Origin of the sequence: Bacillus sp. N13C7, assembly GCF_026790065.1 — a bacterium.
In the GTDB taxonomy this organism is placed as follows: domain Bacteria; phylum Bacillota; class Bacilli; order Bacillales; family Bacillaceae; genus Bacillus.
On sequence record NZ_JALAMO010000013.1, the window covers coordinates 31,893 to 50,685 of the forward strand.

Consider the following 18,793-nt stretch of genomic DNA (forward strand, 5'->3'; position numbering starts at 1 on the left):
CCAGTTCCTTTCATGGTTTATGATTCGGACCTGTGACGCGGGCCCATATAGCTGACACGAGGGCGGAAGAGACGGTTATTGGCATGCTGTTCAATGACATGGGCGCATAAACCGGCCGTTCTCGCGCTGAAAAAGACGGGCGTATACAATGGAATCGGTATGCCAAGCATCCAATACACCGGGGCAGCATAGTAATCTAAATTCGGATAAAGGCCTTTTTCCTTCTCCATCAGCCGCTCGCCTGCTTCACACATCTCGTATAAACGATGGTCACCGGCTTTATCGCATAATTGCTGCAGCGCCTCTTTCATCATAAGCGCTCTGGGGTCCATTTTTTTCATATAGACACGGTGGCCGAATCCCATAATTTTTTCTTTTCTATTCAGTTTTGTTTGCAGAAGCTGCTCAAAATCGGATGTTGTTTTCGCCTCCAAAAGCATATACATCACAGCTTCGTTTGCTCCTCCATGAAGATTCCCTTTCAGGGAGGCGACAGCTCCTGTCAGAGCGCCATAAAGATCTGAATGTGTAGAAGCGATGACCCTGGCCGCAAAGGTTGAATTCGGCATCTCATGCTCACTGTACAGGACGAGGGACCGGTCAAAAATCCGTGCTTCCAGTGAGGACGGGATTTTTCCTGTCATCATGTAGAGAAAATTCGCACTGTACGATAGGGTTTGAAGCGGAAGAATCGGCTCTTTCTTATTGATGATCCTGTAGCTGGCAGCAGTAAGCGCAGGCATTTTTCCCAGAAGCTCATAGGCGCGCTCCTTGTTTGCAGAAGGAGACCGATCATCAATTTGCGGATCATAACCGGCAAGTGCAGACAGTCCGGTCCGCAGGCCATCCATCGGATGTGTATGCTTAGGGAGCAGTTCTAGCAGACGGAGAATATCAGTTGGCAGATTTGATGCGCTGTTTATGTTTCTTTCCAGCGTTTTCGTTTCACTTTCTACCGGCAGCCGGCCCTCCAGCAATAAATGGACAAGCTCCAAGTAGCTTTTTGTTTTAGAAAGATCAATTAAGTCATAGCCTCTTATTAAAATCTGGCTGTACTGCGTGTCAAGATAAGAAATATGGGTTTCTGCCGCGATGACACCGTCCAAACCCGGAGAATAATGCTGTTTCTCCTCCATATCCTCAACCTCCGTTTTTGCGTTTTTGTCTATCAAATTGCGCCAAGCAAATGCTTGGAAATAATCAATCTTTGAATCTCGTTCGTCCCTTCATAGATTTGCGTCACCTTTGCATCACGAAGCAGCCGCTCGACCGGATAATCCTTCATATAGCCGTATCCCCCATAAATCTGGACGGCGTCTAATGCCGCCCTTACCGCAGAATCAGAAGCAAATTGTTTAGCCATAGACGCTTCTTTTCCACAAGCTAAGCCGCGGTTATGAAGATCTGCTGCGTGATACACAAGATGCCTTGCTGCTTCTGCCCTAGTCGCCATGTCAGCCAGCTTAAACGATATGCCTTGATTCGCTGCGATAGGCCTTCCAAATTGCATCCGCTGCTTCGCATAAGCAACGGCATGCTCAAGAGCCGCCTCTGCAATACCGAGCGCCTGTGCCGCAATGCCGATGCGGCCGACATTTAAATTCGCCATGGCAATGTTGAAGCCATCACCCTCTTTGCCAAGCAAATTTTCTTCAGGCACTTCTGCATTGTCAAAAATCAGCTCCGTTGTATTGGAGCCATAGAGCCCCAGCTTTTTTTCTTTTTTTCCAACAGCAAAACCGGGTGTGTTTTTTTCAACGATAAAAGCTGAAATCCCGTGCCTGCCTTGATCTGGAGCTGTTAAAGCAAACGTGATATAGATATCGGCGGCTCCGCCATTTGTAATGAATATCTTCGACCCGTTTAATACGTATTTGCCGTTCTTTTTGATTGCTGTTGTACGGAGACTTCCGGCATCCGACCCTGAATGAGGCTCAGTCAGCGCAAATGCACCCAAATGGTCTCCTGAAGCGAGCTTCGGTATATATTTCATTTTCTGTTCTTCGTTGCCGAAGTACAGAATCGGATTTGTGCCGACTGAGGTATGAACGGAAAGAATGACACCGACAGCCGCACTGATTTTTGAAATCTCATGAATCGCCAAAATATAAGAAACTGCATCCGCACCAGCACCGCCGTATCGTTCCGGCACCGGTATTCCCATTAAGCCGTGCTTACCCATTTTTTTGATCAGCTGAAGAGGAAATTCGTCCGTTTCCTCCATGATTTTTGCAGCGGGAGCAATTTCTTTTCTGGCAAAATCACGCACCATTTTTCGCATCATGACTTGCTCTTGGGTTACATGCAACTAGGCCACCCCCGGATGGAATTGACTTCAGGAAGTCTTCCCTTCATATTGATAAAAGCCGCGTCCGGTCTTTTTGCCAAGCCAGCCCGCTTTGACGTATTTGCGAAGCAGCGGGCACGGACGATATTTGGAATCGCCAAGGCCGGAATGAAGAACTTCCATAATCGATAAACATGTATCCAGTCCAATAAAATCTGCCAATGTTAGCGGGCCCATCGGATGGTTCATGCCCAGCTTCATCACCTCGTCTATCGCTTCCGGCTTCGCCACCCCCTCATACACGCAATAGATGGCTTCATTAATCATCGGAAGAAGCACACGGTTGGAAACAAACCCCGGAAAATCATTGACTTCGACTGGCGTTTTTCCCATCTTTTCCGCTAATCCCTTAACCTCTAAGGCCGTTTCTTCTGACGTAGCCAAGCCGCGAATCACTTCAACCAGCTTCATCACAGGAACAGGATTCATAAAATGCATGCCAATGACTCGGTCAGGCCGGTTTGTCACCGCAGCGATTTCTGTAATAGGCAAAGACGACGTATTGCTGGCCAAAATCGTATGAGACGGGCAAATGTGATCAAGTTTGTTAAACATCTCGGTTTTCGCCGTCATGTTTTCTGCGATAGCCTCAATCACAATGTCCGCATGCTTTGCCTCCTCCAGCGTTTGAGAAATCGAAATGCGGCTGATCACACTCTTCACTTCCGCCTCGGTCTTGCTTCCTTTCTCAGCATCACGGGTCAGCCGTTTCTTCAACCGCCTCAATCCCGCCTCCGCAGCCTCCGGGTTCACATCATACATCCTCACATAAAAGCCTGCGCCAGCAGCTGTTTGAGCAATTCCGCTGCCCATCTGTCCTGCGCCAGCTACCATGATTTGTTTCATTTCCATTCAAATCCCCTTTTTCGTCTGTTTTAATGAACCTCCACTAAGACGGCGTCACCCTGAGCTGCACCGCTGCAAATGGCGGCAACACCCAGTCCCCCTCCCCGTCGCTTTAATTCGTAAACAAGTGTCATGAGAATTCTCGCCCCGCTTGCTCCGATCGGGTGGCCGAGTGCAATCGCACCGCCGTTTACATTTACTTTTTCAAGATCGAAACCGACAATTTTTTCGCATGTCAAAACCACAGAAGCAAACGCTTCATTTATTTCAAACAAATCAATATCCTGGACGGTTAAAGCGTTCTTTTTCAACAGTTTGTTGATTGCAAACCCCGGTGCTGCCGCTAGCTCGTGCGCTTTCATTCCCATCGTTGAAAAACCAAGAATTGTAGCCAAAGGCTGTTTGCCAAGCGCAGCAGCTTTGTCCTCAGACATCAGCACGAACGCACCGGCTCCGTCATTGACCCCAGGCGCATTGCCGGCTGTGATGGAACCGTCACTTGTATAAATCGGTGAAAGTTTTGCAAGCTGATCCAGACTTGTGTCACGGCGAATCGCTTCATCTTTGTCAACAATGTTTGTTTTTCCTTTTCGTCCTATCCAGCTGACGGGAACTATTTCATCCTGAAACTTTCCTTCATCTTCTGCCTGAGCTGCCCGCGCATGGCTTCTTAGCGCCCATTCATCCTGCTCCCCGCGAGAGATTCCATATTCTTTGGCTGCTGTATTTCCGTGAACAGCCATATGCACCGCGTCAAACGCGCACGTTAACCCGTCATAAACCATTAAATCCCTAAGCTCCCCGTCTCCCATTCGTGCTCCCCAGCGCCCGGCGGGAATGGCATACGGAATATTGCTCATGCTTTCCATTCCCCCGGCAACAAGGAGGTCTGCATCTTGCGCCCGGATCATTTGATCACATAAGGTGACAGCTCGAAGTCCGGATGCACAGACTTTATTCAGTGTTTCAGATGGCACACTCCAAGGCATTCCAGCGAGCCGGGCAGCTTGTCGGGAAGGGATCTGCCCTGAGCCGGCTTGGACAACCATGCCCATGACAGTTCCTTCCGCCTCGTCTCCAGAGACTCCAGCCCGACGTAACGCCTCTTTCATCGCAATGCCCCCAAGCTCAGCAGCCTTAACCTCTTTCAATGCCCCGCCGAATTTGCCAAATGGAGTTCTTGCGGCACTTACAATGACTGTTTTCCTCATGGTTTCACCTCATTCAGAAGATAGACAGCGCTTACAATTTCTAGTTGTCTTCTATGAATGTATGCTCTGAAACGGGCATGAATGAATGAAAAAAGAAGGCTGCTTTCAACAGCCTCCTTCTAAAAACAACTATTCATTTTTTAACGTGGCCATAGCCTCTGCAGGAAAATCGGTAAACATTCCGTCTGCCCCCGCTTCAATGAGGCGCTTCATATCCTCCGGCCGATTGACCGTATAAGGCCTTACCTTAATCGAATTGTTCCTCATTCTCTTCAGTACTTCATCCGTGGTCCCCGGGCTGTTTAGCTTCGGGTGATAGCCAGAAGCCGGAATTGATGCGATATACCGATCAGCCTGATATAGCACATCTGAAGTCAATGCCGCCCGTTCGATATGGGGAGCAAGCCGGGCGCATAGCGCCAGGCTTTCATGATTAAACGTGGACAGGATGACTCTTTCCTCTATATTGAATCGTTTCACTGCCTCCAGCACTTTTTCTTCCATTCCTTCATAACGGATCACGCTGTTTTTTAATTCAATGTTGATGAGAAAATTCTTTTTTACTGCCCACGAGAGCACGTCTTCAAGCAGCGGCACTTTGATATCGCTGTACGTTTGATCGTGGCCAGCAGCAGCATTCGCAGTCATGATCACATCGTACGCTGTATCCTTCACGAATCCTTTGAGCGATGTCGTCCGGTCAAGTCTTTCATCATGGATCACAACAATGCGTCCGTCTTTTGTCAGCTGTACATCAAGCTCTATTCCGTCCGCTCCGGCTTCAATTCCTTTTTCAAATGCAAGCATGGTATTTTCGGGATATTGACCCGATGCCCCCCGATGGGCAAAAATCTTTGTCATCGTTCCACCTCAAGCCCTAATGTTTTCTCCATTATACTGATTTTGGCGTTTTCACTCTAGGATTAAGGCTGAAGCAATCACTGATCATAATAAAAATCAATGCCGTCGACAATCGCATCCGCGGCCTTTTGCTGGTATTGTTCGCTTCCAAGCTTGTCCGCATCAGAGCTGTTTGTAATAAATCCAAGCTCCGCCAGCACACTCGGCATTTGTGAATATGTAATGACGTAAAAGTCTGATTCTTTCACGCCTCTGTCTCTCGTCTGTAAGGATGAGACGAGCTTTGACTGAATATCAGCTGCCAGACGCCGGCTGTTTTCCCCTTCATAATCAGACTGAAAATACGTTTCTGTTCCTGAAGCTGAAGCAACCCCGGAATTTACATGAATGCTGACAAAAAGATCGGCGTGATTGGCACTTGCCTTTGCGACTCTGTCCTCCAAGGTCAGAAAATGATCGTCTGATCTGGATGCAACAGGATGGGCCCCCTCCGCTTTGAGCTTGTCCGTCACTTGCTTGGAAACTGCCAAATTAATATCCTTTTCAAAGAGCCCATTCCCGACTGCTCCGCTGTCTTCACCGCCGTGTCCGGCATCAATGTATACTGTTTTCCCTTCTATCGGCTCTGCCGCCTGAGCGCAAGGCGCGAGCGTCAAAGCCAATCCGCATAGCGCCAAGCTCCTCCATAACTTTCTCAACTTTCTCCCTCCGGTCTTTTATCACGAATTCTTCTGCAGCTGAATGTCTTCCAGCTGTAAGGTTCCATTATCCTTTTTTATATATTTCACCTGGACATCTGTGTGATCTGGCAGCGATTCACATTCATCACGTTTATCCTTCGGAACTTGTATCATGGCTTCTTCTCCATTTAGAGAAACCGCGATTGTATGCGGATCAGCCGAGCCAATGTATTTTCCCTCTTCGGTAAACCTTGGAGCTGAGTCATCCGCACTCGCAATACTGCACCCTGAGAGAAGGAGCACAGTACACAGCAAAAGAACCGTTTGTTTCACATGATCACCTCTTCCTGATGTTTGGCTTTTATCTTTGACCAGAATAGCGGATTTGTAAAGACGCTGTGTATACAGGCGATGAAGTTCCATGATTTTCAAAAGGGCTATCCGACCTGATCATTTCCTGTTGTTAGTAAGAAAACAATCATATTTGTCTATGAGGATGGCTCTAAATGAGACGCATATTAGAAAAAATTAACGGAAAGAAGCAACTTTTTATTCATTTTGAAAAATATGAGGAACGAGGTGAGCAAATGGTTTGACGGCTGGATCAGACAGGCGTAACCTTTTAAAGAATATTTCCTTTACAGAAAGAAGTTACAGCCATGAAAAAGTTCGTCCTGCTGCTCGCTGCAACGGTCATCACTTGCTCTATCGGCCATCAAATCAGCGGCGGCTACAAAGCTCCCGAAAAAGAGCGGAGAAAACATCACTCTGTACTCAAGATATTCAGCCGGTAAAGCAGATCAATTGCATTAATTTTTACATATAGGCTAGAATATGTCCGAATCCAAACGAAAGAAGATGATCAAATGAACCCAAAGTATAAACCGCTGTTTGAACCATTTACGTTTAAAAGCGGCGTTACAATTGACAACCGGATCGCAGTAGCACCAATGACTCATTACGCTTCTAACGATGACGGCACGATATCTGATGCAGAGCTTGATTACATCATCCCCCGTTCAAAAGAAATGGGAATGGTGATTACAGCCTGCGCAAATGTCACTCCGGACGGAAAGGCATTTCCCGGGCAGCCGGCCATCCATGAAGACTCCAACATTCCAGGTTTGAAAAAATTAGCACAAGCCATTCAGGCACAAGGCGCTAAAGCCGTTGTGCAAATTCATCACGGCGGAATTGAATGCCCGTCTGAGCTCGTTCCTCAACAAGATGTTGTAGGACCAAGTGACGTGTTTGATAACGGCAAACAAATTGCCCGCGCATTAACAAATGAAGAAGTGGAAAACATCGTGAAGGCATTTGGAGAAGCAACAAGACGCGCCATTGAAGCCGGCTTTGACGGTGTCGAAATTCACGGTGCAAACGGCTACTTGATTCAGCAGTTTTATTCTCCGAAAACCAATCAGCGCACAGACCGCTGGGGAGGAAGCGATGAAAAACGATTATCCTTCCCGCTCGCTATTGTCGATGAAGTGAAAAAAGCCGCTTCAGAACATGCGAAGGGTGCGTTCTTAGTCGGCTACCGTCTGTCTCCGGAAGAACCTGAGACACCAGGATTGACCATGACTGAAACCTTTACGCTTGTTGATGCTTTAGGGGATAAAGAATTGGACTATCTTCATATCTCACTGATGGATGTGAATTCAAAAGCGCGCCGCGGTGCAGACCCGACTCGCACACGTATGGACTTGTTGAATGAACGAGTCGGAAACAAAGTGCCGCTGATCGCCGTCGGTTCCATTCATTCTGCAGATGACGCGCTGGCCGTCATCGAAAACGGTATTCCGCTAGTCGCTATGGGACGCGAAATTTTAGTTGACCCTGACTGGACTGTGAAAGTAAAAGAAGGCCGGGAAAAACAAATCGAAACAGTGATCAAAGGGACAGATAAAGAAAAATATCACTTGCCTGAACCGCTATGGCAAGCCATTGTGAACACGCCTGGCTGGGTGCCTTATAAAGATTAATGTGCAAAGACTACCGAAGTTTATTATAAAAAAAGATCCCTTATATAAGGGATCTTTTTCTCTAGTCAATCAGTTTGTGCAAAACCCTAAACGGCAGGAACAGCAAATGGCCTGCCACTTCAGAAAGCAAATCTAACAAAAGTCCGTCACGCTTTCTTGCTTTTTTCTTGCTCATTCGTACGTCTCCTTTGAATAAAATACACCTTACTTACGATTTTGCAGGGGAAAGGTTTCAATTTGATTCTGATTGTTTGGTTTTGATTCTCCAAGCAGCGAGAACACATGAAACCATGACCATAAATGAGATAAAGTCAATCAGGGTGCCTAGTAAGCGTGAATCTGTGATGATGTTCGAATTGACGCAAAGCGCAAGAATAAATAAGGCAATCAGCAGACCATATTTTTCAAACACATACCTCACTCCTTGCGGAAAATAAATTTTCATATCCATCACCTATGATAACAAATGTCGCCAAAAAAACGCCTCCTATTTATCAGTGTGAACCAATAAATAAAAGACGTTTGATTTAATCATCACATAATATGCACATGTTTAAGAAGCCTTATGTTCTAATCTAAGCTTATCCGCAACCATTGCAATGAATTCGCTGTTGGTAGGTTTAGCTTTTGTCATGCTGACGGTATAGCCGAACAACGAGGAAATGGAATCAATGTTTCCTCTGCTCCATGCCACTTCAATTGCATGGCGGATCGCTCTTTCTACACGGCTTGCGGTTGTGTTGAATTTTTTGGCGATGTCCGGATAGAGGACTTTTGTAATGCTGCCTAGCAATTCGATGTCATTGTATACCATTGAGATTGCTTCGCGCAAATAGAGATAGCCTTTTATATGTGCCGGGACGCCGATTTCATGGATAATGCTTGTGATGCTCGCGTCGAGATTTTTCTTTTTTGGTTCAGGCTGGCTGCTGCGTATAATGCTGCTTTGCGATGATGGTGCACGATGCGTCACGCTGCTGGCATTTCCGCTGACCTGGCGGATATGGCCGACAAGGTTTTCCATATCAAACGGTTTGAGAATAAAGTAGGACGCGCCTAAATCGACGGCCTTTTTCGTGACATCTTCCTGTCCAAAGGCTGTCAGCATAATCACATTCGGTTGTTTTTTCAGATCTGATTCCCTCAGCCGCTCTAAAACCGCTAGTCCGTCTAAATGCGGCATAATAATATCCAATACGAGGACATCGGGATCTTTTTCTTTAAACAACGACAGGCACTCCTGTCCGTTATAAGCAACACCGATCACTTCCATGTCTTCCTGTCCTTCTATATATTCACTCAACAGGCTTACCAGCTCTCGATTATCGTCAGCAACACAAACTTTAATTTTCTCCACGTTTCTTCCTCCCCAAATGTAGTTAACAGGATTCACCCTTGCTACATGTTTACATTCGACAAAACCGCTATATACCCTCTAAAAAAATCATAATCACCAATATTAGTGGCATATCTTTGTTATTCTATGTTTTTCTCCGTTTTTCGACTAAAAATGAAATTTGACAAATAAGGAAACGTGAATTTGTCGAAAAATCTTCTTTTGTATATTTTACCGTATGTATTCTGAGAAGTGAAGAGGGATCAAAATAAAAAAACTGCCGGAAACTCCGGCAGTCAGCTTGCTTTTTCTTTTCCGTAAATATCAATTCCCGCTTCGGACAGCATCCATTCAATATGAACACCGTAGCCGCTTGTCGGGTCATTTACAAACACATGAGTGACAGCGCCGATCACTTTTCCATTTTGAATGATCGGGCTTCCGCTCATCCCCTGTACGATGCCTCCTGTTTCTTTCAACAGCCTCGGATCAGTTATTTTTAAGACCATTCCTTTTGTCGCCGGAAATTTTTGCGGCGTCGTGCTGACGATTTCAATATCAAATTTTTCTACCTTGTCATCATCAATAACCGTTAAAATTTCAGCCGGCCCTTTTTTGACTTCATCAGAAAATGCAACCGGCAGCGCTTCATCTGAAATATTGTTTTGAATGGGCTGATGCAATGTTCCGAATATCCCAAATGGGCTGTTTCTGTTAATATCCCCGATCGTTTTGCGTTCTGAGGAAAATCGCGCCAGTTTTTCTCCCGGATTTCCGCCTGTCCCTTTTTCAATTGATGTTACAGTGGATTTAACGATTTCTCCGTTCTCCACTACAATTGGTTTCTTTGTGTCCATATCGGAAATCACGTGGCCAAGTGCTCCGTATTTTTTTGTTTTCGGGTCAAAAAAAGTCATGGTGCCGATGCCGGCAGCCGAATCTCTGATATATAATCCGATTCTGTACTTGCCTTCTGCTTCATCCTTTTCGGGAATAAGCTTTGTTTTGATTTTTTGCTTATCACGTTTAATCAGCAAATCCAAAGATTCTCCGGTTTTACCGGCCTTCTGGATAAATGGGGCTACATCATTCATTTTTTCAATTTTCTGTCCATTCATCTCAATAATGATGTCACCCGCTTCAATGCCAGCCGTTTCTCCCGGAGATTTTTTGCCTTCACTTGTGTTGATTTGATGAAATCCGACGACAAGAACACCTACGGAATGAAGTTTAACACCGATTGATTGTCCGCCGGGTATGACTTTTAAATCAGGAAGAACTTGCACTTTTGTTTTTTTGATTGGAAATCCGGCAAGATCGTATACTAACTCTGACTCGCCCGATTTTTTGCCTGTCACCTTGATTTCATGCGGGTCTTTCTTTACTGTAAACGCTTCCGATGATTCTTGTGCATGAGCGTTTACCGATAAACTCGTTTCAATCGCTTGTGTTTGGGTTTCAAATACTCTCATTTGCGTTGGAATCAGTAAATACTCTTTTAGCGGTTTGCATAAACCTACACTTAATAACGAAACAAGGAGAATTAAACCTACTGCTTTTCTGATGTTATCGGGCATTCACTACTTCACTCTCCTCGCTCCTATCCCACACCTTCTTTATGTCTTGCTGCTACATCATTAATTTTGCCTTCTGTCGCCTTATTTATAACTGTCATATAAAGAAAAACATTGGATATACTGATGAACGAATGGATGTGTGCGAAAAAAATAAGCTGCGCTTCTCACGCAGCTTACCCAGTTGTTTTGACTTGATCCGCTTGTTTTAAAAGTTCCTTCGCATGGCGTTTCGTTAAGTCCGTTACCTCGACTCCAGCAATCATGCGCCCGATTTCCACTACCTTTTCCTGCTTGGACAGCGGCTTGACACGTGTCGTCGTTCTGCCGTCTTTTAATTCCTTCGCAATATAAAGATGCGTATCGGCCATAGCAGCCACCTGAGGCAGGTGTGTAATACACAGCACTTGTGATCCTATTGAGACTTTATGAATTTTCTCAGCAATTGCCTGCGCAACTCTGCCGCTTACACCCGTATCAACCTCATCGAAAATAATCGATGTTACATCCTGCTGAGAGGAGAAAATGCTTTTTATTGCAAGCATCACCCGGGACAGCTCTCCTCCGGAAGCGACTTTTGACAGGGATTTAAGCGGCTCGCCAGTGTTGGTTGAAATTAAAAACTTCACCAGATCAATCCCTTGTTCAGACAGCTGAACAGGCTGACCGTTTACAATTGGCGCCTCCTCATTGCGTGACGCTGTTCTGACCTTAAATTCCGTATCAAAAGTTGATTTTTCCATGTATAGGCTTTTTAATTCCCGATGAATTTCATCGGCCAGCTTTTTCGCCCATGCTTTCCGGATTTGTGAAACATTTGCCGCTTCCACTGCAACATCCTTGCCGACAGAGTCAAGTTCCTTCTTCAAGCTTTGAAGATGGCTGTCCCTGTTTTCAATTTGGTCTATCTCTTCTTCAATTTTAGAAGCGTATTCCAAAATGTCTTCAACAGTTGCACCATATTTTCGTTTCAGCTGTTTGATTTCATTAAGGCGCGTCTCAATATAGTTCAGGCGTTCTGGATCATATTCTAGCTCATCCAGCATATTTCTCATCTGAAATGTAGCGTCCTCCAGCAGATAGTAGGAGTTCGAAACACTTTCAGACAGTTTTTTCAACGGTTCGTTAATGTCAGATATATCTTCAAGCTGCGCTGATGCCATTCCGACCCAGTCCAGTCCGCCCTGCTCACTGCGAAGTGCGTTATATGCATTTTGCAGCGATTCATATATCTTCTCAAAATTTGAAATTTGCTGGCGTTCTTCTTGGAGCTGTTCATCTTCATTAAGCTCAAGCTTTGCCGATTCGATTTCTTCGAGCTGAAATTGAATGAGATCAAGGCGGTGGGCCATTTCCTGCTCGCTTTCGGAAAGCTGTTTTAGTTTTTTAAGCAGCTTCATATATCGCTGGTACCCTTCCTGATACGCCTGGAGCGCGCTTTCCACTTCTGCTCCGGCAAACTTGTCCAAAAGCTGGAGATGATTTTCGTCCTCCATTAACAGCTGGTTATCGTGCTGCCCGTGAATATCTAATAAAAGCCTGCCGATCTCTCTTAGCGAGGCAATCGTGACAAGCTTGCCATTAACCCGGCAAACGCTTTTCCCGCTCGTGCTGATATCCCTTCTCATCACGATCATTTCGTCTGAAACGTCGATTCCCTGTTCAGCGCACACGTCAAAAACGGGATGCCCGCTCTCTAACAGAAACAGCCCCTCAAGTTCGGCTTTGGCCTCTCCATACCTGACAAATTCAGATGAGCCGCGGCCCCCGACTAAAAGAGAAATGGCATCTATGATGATGGATTTGCCGGCTCCGGTTTCTCCTGTTAAAACCGTGAGCCCGCGTTCAAAAGAAACCGTCAGTTCCTCAATAATGGCAAAGTTTTTAATCGATAGTTCAGCTAACAAACAGCATTACACCTCTTATCTTTGTTAGATTTCTATTTACAGCAGCTCAAGCAGCCTGTTTTTTACGCCGTCTGTATCTTCAGGAGTCCGGCAAATAATTAAGATCGTGTCATCTCCGCAAATGGTCCCCATAATTTCATCCCAGTCCAAATTGTCCATCAGCGCCCCGATTGCCTGAGCGTTGCCCGGCATCGTTTTCAGCACAATCATATGGCTTGCTGAGTCTACTTTTACAAAAGCGTCCATCAGCGCCCGCTTCAGCTTGGATAGCGGATTGAAACGCTGGTCTGCCGGAAGGCTGTATTTGTAAGAACCGTTATTCGTAGGCACTTTTACAAGGTGAAGTTCTTTAATATCCCGTGAAACCGTGGCTTGAGTCACTTTGTATCCATCCTGCTTCAGCATGTCGACCAATTCATCCTGCGTTTCGATTTCATTGCTTGTAATGATCTCTCTGATTTTAATATGCCTCTGGCCTTTGTTCATGTAAGCACCTCTATTTCCAGCTTATCTGTTCTTTTATGTTATATGATTCTCTGCAAATTGTACATGAATGCAGAAAAAAGGAATAATAGCGCCCTATTATTCCGGTACATCTGCTTTTTTTTCTTTTAACGTCTTATGCGCCTCTTCCACAATACGATTGATCTCTTCTTCCGGCAGCTCCTGCCCTACCTGCCCCTCTCCAGCCCAATGCAAATGAAGGAGAAATTCAATATTTCCGTCCCCTCCCGTGATTGGAGAAAATGACAGGCCTTTGCAGATATAGCCTTCAGCTGCAGAAAAGCTGATCATTCGCTTGAGCACATCAGCATGCACTTTAGGATCTCTGACAATCCCTTTTTTGCCGACGGATTCCCGTCCCGCTTCAAACTGCGGCTTAACAAGAGCTATGCAGTCACTGCCAGGTACAAGCAATGTTTTGAGGACAGGCAGGATGAGCCGAAGTGAAATAAAGGACACATCAATTGTGGCAAACTCCGGCATGCCCTTTGTAAAGTCCGCCGGTGTTGCGTAACGAAAGTTCGTCCGTTCCATCACAACGACCCGCTCATCCTGCCTAAGCTTCCAAGCAAGCTGATTGTAGCCTACATCCACCGCGTATGACTGTTTAGCTCCGTTTTGCAGAGCGCAGTCCGTGAAACCTCCGGTGGAGGAGCCAATATCAATCATAATTTTATCCTGAACAGAGACGGGAAACTCTTTCAGCGCTTTTTCAAGCTTTAAGCCGCCCCTGCTCACATATTTCAGCGGGTTTCCTTTGACGGTTAACGGAAGATCGCGGTCAATTTTTTCTCCAGGCTTGTCCATTCGGTTTTCGTTTGAATAGACAATCCCCGCCATAATGGCTCTCTTGGCTTTTTCCCGCGTTTCCGCCAGCCCTCTTTCCACTAGTAATACATCTAATCGTTCTTTCTTTGAGGTCATGATCCAATTCCTTTATGTGTCTTCGGCGGCATCAGTAATCGAATACGGTTTGCCACCTGCTGTTTAGTTAGTCCAATTTCTTCAAGAAGCGCAGTTACGCTTCCGTGTTCAATAAACCGATCCGGGATTCCCATTCTGTCAATTGGTGTAAGATATTCACCTTGATCATGAGCGAACTCTAAAATCGAACTTCCGAATCCGCCTTCTAAGACCGCTTCTTCAATCGTTAAAATCGGCAAGCCTTCTTTTAGGATATCCTTCATCATCTTTTCATCGATCGGCTTGATATAGCGCGCATTCACAACACGCACGGAAAGGCCTTCTTTTTGCAGCTCTTCAGCTGCTTCAAGCGCCATTTCGATAGTTGTTCCAAATGTTAAGATGACAGCGTCATTTCCCGGACGCAGCACCTCCCACGTGCCGATCGGAATCGTTTTCAACTGTTCATCCATTTTTACACCGAGTCCGTTTCCGCGCGGAAAACGCATCGCAATCGGGCCTTCGTCATAGCTGAGTGCTGTATGAACCATATGCTGTCCTTCATTTTCATCTTTCGGCATCATTAAGACGATATTTGGGATATGGCGCATAAACGCAATATCAAACACGCCTTGATGTGTCTCTCCGTCAGCGCCGACAAGCCCTGCACGGTCAATGCCAATAAATACATTGGCGTTTTGGCGGCAAATGTCATGAACAACTTGGTCATATGCCCTTTGCAGGAAGGTTGAATAAATCGCCAAAAACGGCTTCATCCCCTGCATTGCCATAGCTGCCGCCATTGTTGCGGCATGCTGTTCTGCGATTCCTACATCGAACATGCGGTCAGGGAATTCCTTCGCAAAGCCTTCAAGCTTGGATCCAACAGGCATAGCCGGTGTAATGGCTACAATGCGTCCGTCCTCGCGCGCCATGCGCTGCACAGTTCCGCTGACTAGGCCGCTCCATGAAGGAGCTGCTGCTTTTGGTTTTACAAAGTCACCGGTATTAATTTTATATGGTCCGGTACCGTGCCATGTTCCGACCGTATCGGTCTCAGCCGGTTTGTATCCCTTCCCTTTTTTCGTGATGACATGCAGGAGAACCGGGCCTTTCGTTTTTTTGGCGTATTGAAGATTCTCAATCAGCTCATGATAAGAATGTCCGTCCACCGGGCCTAAATACGTAAAACCAAGCTCTTCAAAAAACATTCCCGAAACAAGCATGTATTTCAGGCTGTCTTTGACTCGTTCCGCTGTGGCAGCAAGTTTGCCACCGACTGCCGGAATCTTTTTAAACAAGTATTCGAGCTCATCTTTTACCCACTGGTATTTCCCGGCAGTGCGCAGCCGTCCGAGCATAGAATGAATGGCGCCGACATTTGGTGCAATACTCATCTCATTATCATTGAGGATGACAATCATGTCTTTTTTCTCGTCGCCAATGTGGTTCAGCGCTTCAAGCGCCATTCCGCCGGTCAACGCTCCGTCACCAATGATCGGAATAATAAATTCATCCGTTCCTTTAATATCACGCGCAGCTGCCATCCCCATCGCGCCTGACAGAGAAGTTGAGCTGTGCCCGGTTTCCCACACATCATGTTCGCTTTCACTCCGCTTTGGGAATCCGCAAAGCCCTTTATACTGGCGAAGCGTCGCAAATTCTTTTCCGCGCCCTGTCAACAGCTTGTGGACATACGACTGGTGGCCTACATCCCACAAAAACTTGTCCTTCGGGCTGTTAAATTCCTTATGCAGCGCAACAGTAAGCTCTACGACACCTAAGTTTGGGCCGATGTGGCCGCCAGAAGCGGATAAGGTTGTAATTAAAAATTGACGGATTTCATCACTTAATTTCTCTAATTCATCAATGGACATGTTTTTTAAAAACGACGGGTCCTGTATTGATAAAAGATCCAAAGCGGATCAACTCACTTTCAGCATGAATTTCTGCAATGATACATGTCTTCCGAATGCCGAGCTGGACAATGGCCGGTTCTCAGGCATAAAAAAAGACAAACGCGCTTTTCCTTTTCATTTTTCATATAAACTGCTTACATTTTACCATATCTCGTGCAGCCGCTTCAAATTAGGATCGTTTTAGTGATCTCTTGCCGCAATTAAATCACAAAGTTCATATAAAAGGTCTTTTTGAAGAGACAGTCCGCTGATTAAACGCTTCGCTTCATTGATATGAACATCCAATTTATGTTTAGCCCCATCCAGTGAAAGAAGTGACGGGTAAGTCGATTTGTCGTTTGTTGTATCTGAGCCGACCCGTTTGCCGATTTTCTCTTCACTGCCTTCTAAATCTAAAATATCGTCTCTGATTTGAAAGCCGATTCCAATGTGGCTGCTGAAGGAACGCAGCGTTTCAATATCTTCCTCAGGCGCATCCGCCAAAATGGCACCGGCGATTACGCAAAAGCCGAGAAGCTTTGCAGTTTTCCGTTCATGAATGGATTCGAGCTCCTCCAGCGTGACTTGGCGGTTTTCCGCTTCCATGTCAGCTACTTGTCCCCCGACCATGCCTTCAGTGCCTGCCGCTGAAATCAGTTCATTCACAAGACGAAGGCGCTTTTCTGCTGACACCTCGTCCGATACGTGGGATGTAATCAGCTTAAAGCTTTCCGTAAGTAGCCCGTCACCTGCTAATACCGCTGTTGCTTCACCGAATACTTTATGGTTTGTCGGCTTCCCGCGGCGCAAATCGTCATCATCCATACAAGGAAGGTCATCATGAATTAACGAATACGTGTGAATCATTTCGACAGCACAGCCGACTGGAATGCCGTCCTTTTCATTTTTCCCATATGCGTTTAAAACTGCCAGTACAATGAGGGGCCGCAGTCGCTTTCCGCCAGCCTCAAGGGAATACAGCATAGATTTCTTTAATGAGTCAGGCATATCTAGCATTTCTGTATAGACAGAAAGCTGTTTTTCAATCGTTTTTTTCCGCTCCGCCAGAAAGCTCGTTAATTTATTTGTCACCTTCGTCTTCCTCCTGAACACTGAAAGGTGCCAGTTCGCCGTCTTCTTTTAAAATGAAGTCCATTTGTTTTTCAACTTTTTGCAGCTTTTCGTGACACATTTTTGAAAGAGCCATGCCTTCTTGGAAATAGTTAATCGCTTGCTCTAAAGGCACATCGCCCTCTTCAAGCTTTGATACAATGCTCTCTAGCCCTTTCATCGCTTCTTCAAATGTCATGTTTTCATTTTTTTTCACGTCTGTCATTTTTCTTCCCCTCTCTTTTCTAATACTTCACAGGTCAGCACGCCATCCTTCAGCTTGACCTCAACCTGGTCCTTCTCTTCTATCTGACTGACACTTTTAATGAGTTCGTCCTCTTTATATGCCAAGCTGTATCCTCTTTCCATCACTTGAAGAGGACTTAACGCATTCAGCTTGCCAAGAACAGTTTGAAATTGGGAATGCAGATGCTTCATTTGGATATTCATATTTTTTGTCAGCTGATTTGTTTGTTCCTCGTATCGTTTTCTTGCTTGCTTCAGCTGTTCATGAGGATGCAGCGCCTCTAATCTGTATGTTTCACGCTCAAGCTGCCTGCTTTTTCGATCTAAAAGAGCGGTAAGCTGCGCTTGAAACTGCTGATAGGCAAGGTCAAACTGCTGCTCTTTTTGAGCATACAAACGCTTTGGAAAACGAAAGGCATACGAGGATTGCAGTGTTTGAATCCGTTCTTTTTTCTGGCTTAGATGCTGCTGCATCGCTCTTGTCATTCTGACTTCCGCTGTTTTTGTCCGTTCAATTAAATCAGTGGTATGCGGTACGGCAATCTCAGCTGCTCCTGTCGGCGTCGCGGCTCTGACATCAGCGACAAAATCACTGATCGTAAAGTCCGTTTCGTGCCCGACTGCCGATATAATCGGTATGTGAGAAGCAAAGATGGCGCGTGCTACAATTTCTTCATTAAATGCCCATAGTTCTTCAATCGAGCCGCCGCCTCTTCCGACAATTAATACGTCGCAAATCTCTTTTTCATTTGCCTCTTCAATGCGCGTAACGATGGATCTGCTCGCATTTTCGCCCTGTACGAGCGCTGGAAGAACAATGACTTTTACAAGGGGATATCTTCTTTTTAGAGTTGTAATGACGTCTCTGACAGCAGCACCCGTTGGAGATGTCACAACCCCGATTGTGGCTGGAAATGCGGGGATTTGTTTTTTGTAGCGATCGTCAAATAAACCTTCTCCGGCAAGCTTCTTTTTTAGCTCTTCGTACGCTAAATAAAGCGCTCCGACCCCGTCAGGCTGCATTTCTTTGGCATATAATTGGTAGTTTCCGCTCGGTTCGTATACGGAAATTCCGCCTCTGACGAGCACCTTCATCCCGTTTTCAGGTTTAAAAGGCAGACGCTCGCTCTGTCTCGCGAACATCACCGACTGCATTCTGGCGTTTTCGTCCTTCAATGTGAAATAAATGTGGCCTCTTGTGTGTATTTTTACATTCGATAATTCGCCTTTAATCCAAATATTTTCAAGGTGAGGATCTACATCGAATTTTCGTTTTATATACTTTGTTAGCGCTGAGACGGTAACATACGCTGTTTCACCCATGTCTCAAACTCCTCTCATAAGCATTCCTGCACCATAACTAAAGAAAACCCGCCCTGGCTTTA

Annotated in this window: 19 protein-coding genes; 2 read left to right on the top strand and 17 right to left on the bottom strand. The window is 45.8% G+C overall.

The features are described 5' to 3' along the window. Positions 1 to 17 precede the first annotated feature (17 nt). The 7 genes from mmgD to MOB98_RS14615 form a co-directional block, all read right to left on the bottom strand. Positions 18 to 1,136, bottom strand: coding sequence for a citrate synthase (mmgD, locus tag MOB98_RS14585; protein ID WP_268360588.1), 1,119 nt, complete (start codon positions 1,134 to 1,136; stop codon positions 18 to 20). Positions 1,137 to 1,168: 32 nt separating this feature from the next. Further along, positions 1,169 to 2,308, bottom strand: a complete 1,140-nt coding sequence (locus MOB98_RS14590; protein ID WP_268360587.1) for an acyl-CoA dehydrogenase — start codon at positions 2,306 to 2,308, stop codon at positions 1,169 to 1,171. Positions 2,309 to 2,335: 27 nt separating this feature from the next. Beyond that, positions 2,336 to 3,199, bottom strand: coding sequence for a 3-hydroxybutyryl-CoA dehydrogenase (locus MOB98_RS14595; protein WP_268360586.1), 864 nt, complete (start codon positions 3,197 to 3,199; stop codon positions 2,336 to 2,338). A gap of 23 nt (positions 3,200 to 3,222) precedes the next feature. Then, positions 3,223 to 4,404: an acetyl-CoA C-acetyltransferase gene (locus MOB98_RS14600; protein ID WP_268360585.1), complete on the bottom strand. Its 1,182-nt coding sequence runs from the start codon at positions 4,402 to 4,404 to the stop codon at positions 3,223 to 3,225. A gap of 129 nt (positions 4,405 to 4,533) precedes the next feature. Further along, positions 4,534 to 5,265, bottom strand: coding sequence for a glycerophosphodiester phosphodiesterase (locus tag MOB98_RS14605; protein ID WP_268360584.1), 732 nt, complete (start codon positions 5,263 to 5,265; stop codon positions 4,534 to 4,536). A gap of 77 nt (positions 5,266 to 5,342) precedes the next feature. Beyond that, positions 5,343 to 5,963, bottom strand: a complete 621-nt coding sequence (locus MOB98_RS14610) for an N-acetylmuramoyl-L-alanine amidase (RefSeq protein ID WP_268360582.1) — start codon at positions 5,961 to 5,963, stop codon at positions 5,343 to 5,345. A 21-nt stretch (positions 5,964 to 5,984) separates the two neighbouring features. Further along, the gene (locus MOB98_RS14615; protein ID WP_268360581.1) at positions 5,985 to 6,278 is read right to left on the bottom strand and encodes a hypothetical protein; all 294 of its coding nucleotides are present in this window, start codon (positions 6,276 to 6,278) and stop codon (positions 5,985 to 5,987) included. 326 nt (positions 6,279 to 6,604) lie between these two features. Here MOB98_RS14615 and MOB98_RS14620 point away from each other — a divergent pair, with 326 nt between their 5' ends. Continuing rightward, the gene (locus MOB98_RS14620) at positions 6,605 to 6,739 is read left to right on the top strand and encodes a hypothetical protein (protein ID WP_268360579.1); all 135 of its coding nucleotides are present in this window, start codon (positions 6,605 to 6,607) and stop codon (positions 6,737 to 6,739) included. Between the two features lie 72 nt (positions 6,740 to 6,811). After that, positions 6,812 to 7,930, top strand: a complete 1,119-nt coding sequence (locus MOB98_RS14625; protein ID WP_268360578.1) for an NADH-dependent flavin oxidoreductase — start codon at positions 6,812 to 6,814, stop codon at positions 7,928 to 7,930. A gap of 232 nt (positions 7,931 to 8,162) precedes the next feature. On the opposite strand, the gene MOB98_RS14630 is transcribed toward MOB98_RS14625, so the two are convergent. The 10 genes from MOB98_RS14630 to xseA all read right to left on the bottom strand — a co-directional run bounded on the left by MOB98_RS14630 (position 8,163) and on the right by xseA (position 18,731). Continuing rightward, positions 8,163 to 8,342, bottom strand: a complete 180-nt coding sequence (locus tag MOB98_RS14630; protein WP_268360576.1) for a hypothetical protein — start codon at positions 8,340 to 8,342, stop codon at positions 8,163 to 8,165. A 141-nt stretch (positions 8,343 to 8,483) separates the two neighbouring features. Beyond that, positions 8,484 to 9,287, bottom strand: a complete 804-nt coding sequence (spo0A, locus tag MOB98_RS14635) for a sporulation transcription factor Spo0A (RefSeq protein WP_003226427.1) — start codon at positions 9,285 to 9,287, stop codon at positions 8,484 to 8,486. Between the two features lie 275 nt (positions 9,288 to 9,562). Continuing rightward, positions 9,563 to 10,843 (bottom strand): SpoIVB peptidase, encoded by a 1,281-nt coding sequence (gene spoIVB, locus MOB98_RS14640; RefSeq protein WP_268360575.1) that lies wholly within the window; start codon positions 10,841 to 10,843, stop codon positions 9,563 to 9,565. Between the two features lie 173 nt (positions 10,844 to 11,016). Next, positions 11,017 to 12,747, bottom strand: a complete 1,731-nt coding sequence (gene recN / locus MOB98_RS14645; protein ID WP_268360573.1) for a DNA repair protein RecN — start codon at positions 12,745 to 12,747, stop codon at positions 11,017 to 11,019. Positions 12,748 to 12,783: 36 nt separating this feature from the next. Further along, the gene (gene argR / locus MOB98_RS14650) at positions 12,784 to 13,233 is read right to left on the bottom strand and encodes an arginine repressor ArgR (protein ID WP_003236889.1); all 450 of its coding nucleotides are present in this window, start codon (positions 13,231 to 13,233) and stop codon (positions 12,784 to 12,786) included. A gap of 96 nt (positions 13,234 to 13,329) precedes the next feature. Further along, positions 13,330 to 14,175 (bottom strand): TlyA family RNA methyltransferase, encoded by an 846-nt coding sequence (locus MOB98_RS14655; RefSeq protein ID WP_268360572.1) that lies wholly within the window; start codon positions 14,173 to 14,175, stop codon positions 13,330 to 13,332. Beyond that, positions 14,172 to 16,073 carry a 1-deoxy-D-xylulose-5-phosphate synthase gene (dxs, locus tag MOB98_RS14660; RefSeq protein ID WP_268360570.1) on the bottom strand — a complete coding sequence of 634 codons (1,902 nt, stop codon included), beginning with the start codon at positions 16,071 to 16,073 and terminating at the stop codon, positions 14,172 to 14,174. Before dxs ends, MOB98_RS14655 begins: the two co-directional genes overlap by 4 nt. A 180-nt stretch (positions 16,074 to 16,253) precedes the next feature. Further along, positions 16,254 to 17,144, bottom strand: coding sequence for a polyprenyl synthetase family protein (locus MOB98_RS14665; RefSeq protein ID WP_268360568.1), 891 nt, complete (start codon positions 17,142 to 17,144; stop codon positions 16,254 to 16,256). Continuing rightward, on the bottom strand, positions 17,134 to 17,388 hold the full coding sequence (locus tag MOB98_RS14670) for an exodeoxyribonuclease VII small subunit (protein ID WP_003226409.1): 255 nt from the start codon (positions 17,386 to 17,388) through the stop codon (positions 17,134 to 17,136). The genes MOB98_RS14665 and MOB98_RS14670 overlap by 11 nt, the downstream gene beginning before the upstream one ends. Beyond that, a complete protein-coding gene (gene xseA / locus MOB98_RS14675) occupies positions 17,385 to 18,731 on the bottom strand; it encodes an exodeoxyribonuclease VII large subunit (RefSeq protein WP_268360566.1) in 1,347 nt (448 codons plus the stop codon). The genes MOB98_RS14670 and xseA overlap by 4 nt, the downstream gene beginning before the upstream one ends. Positions 18,732 to 18,793: the final 62 nt, after the last annotated feature.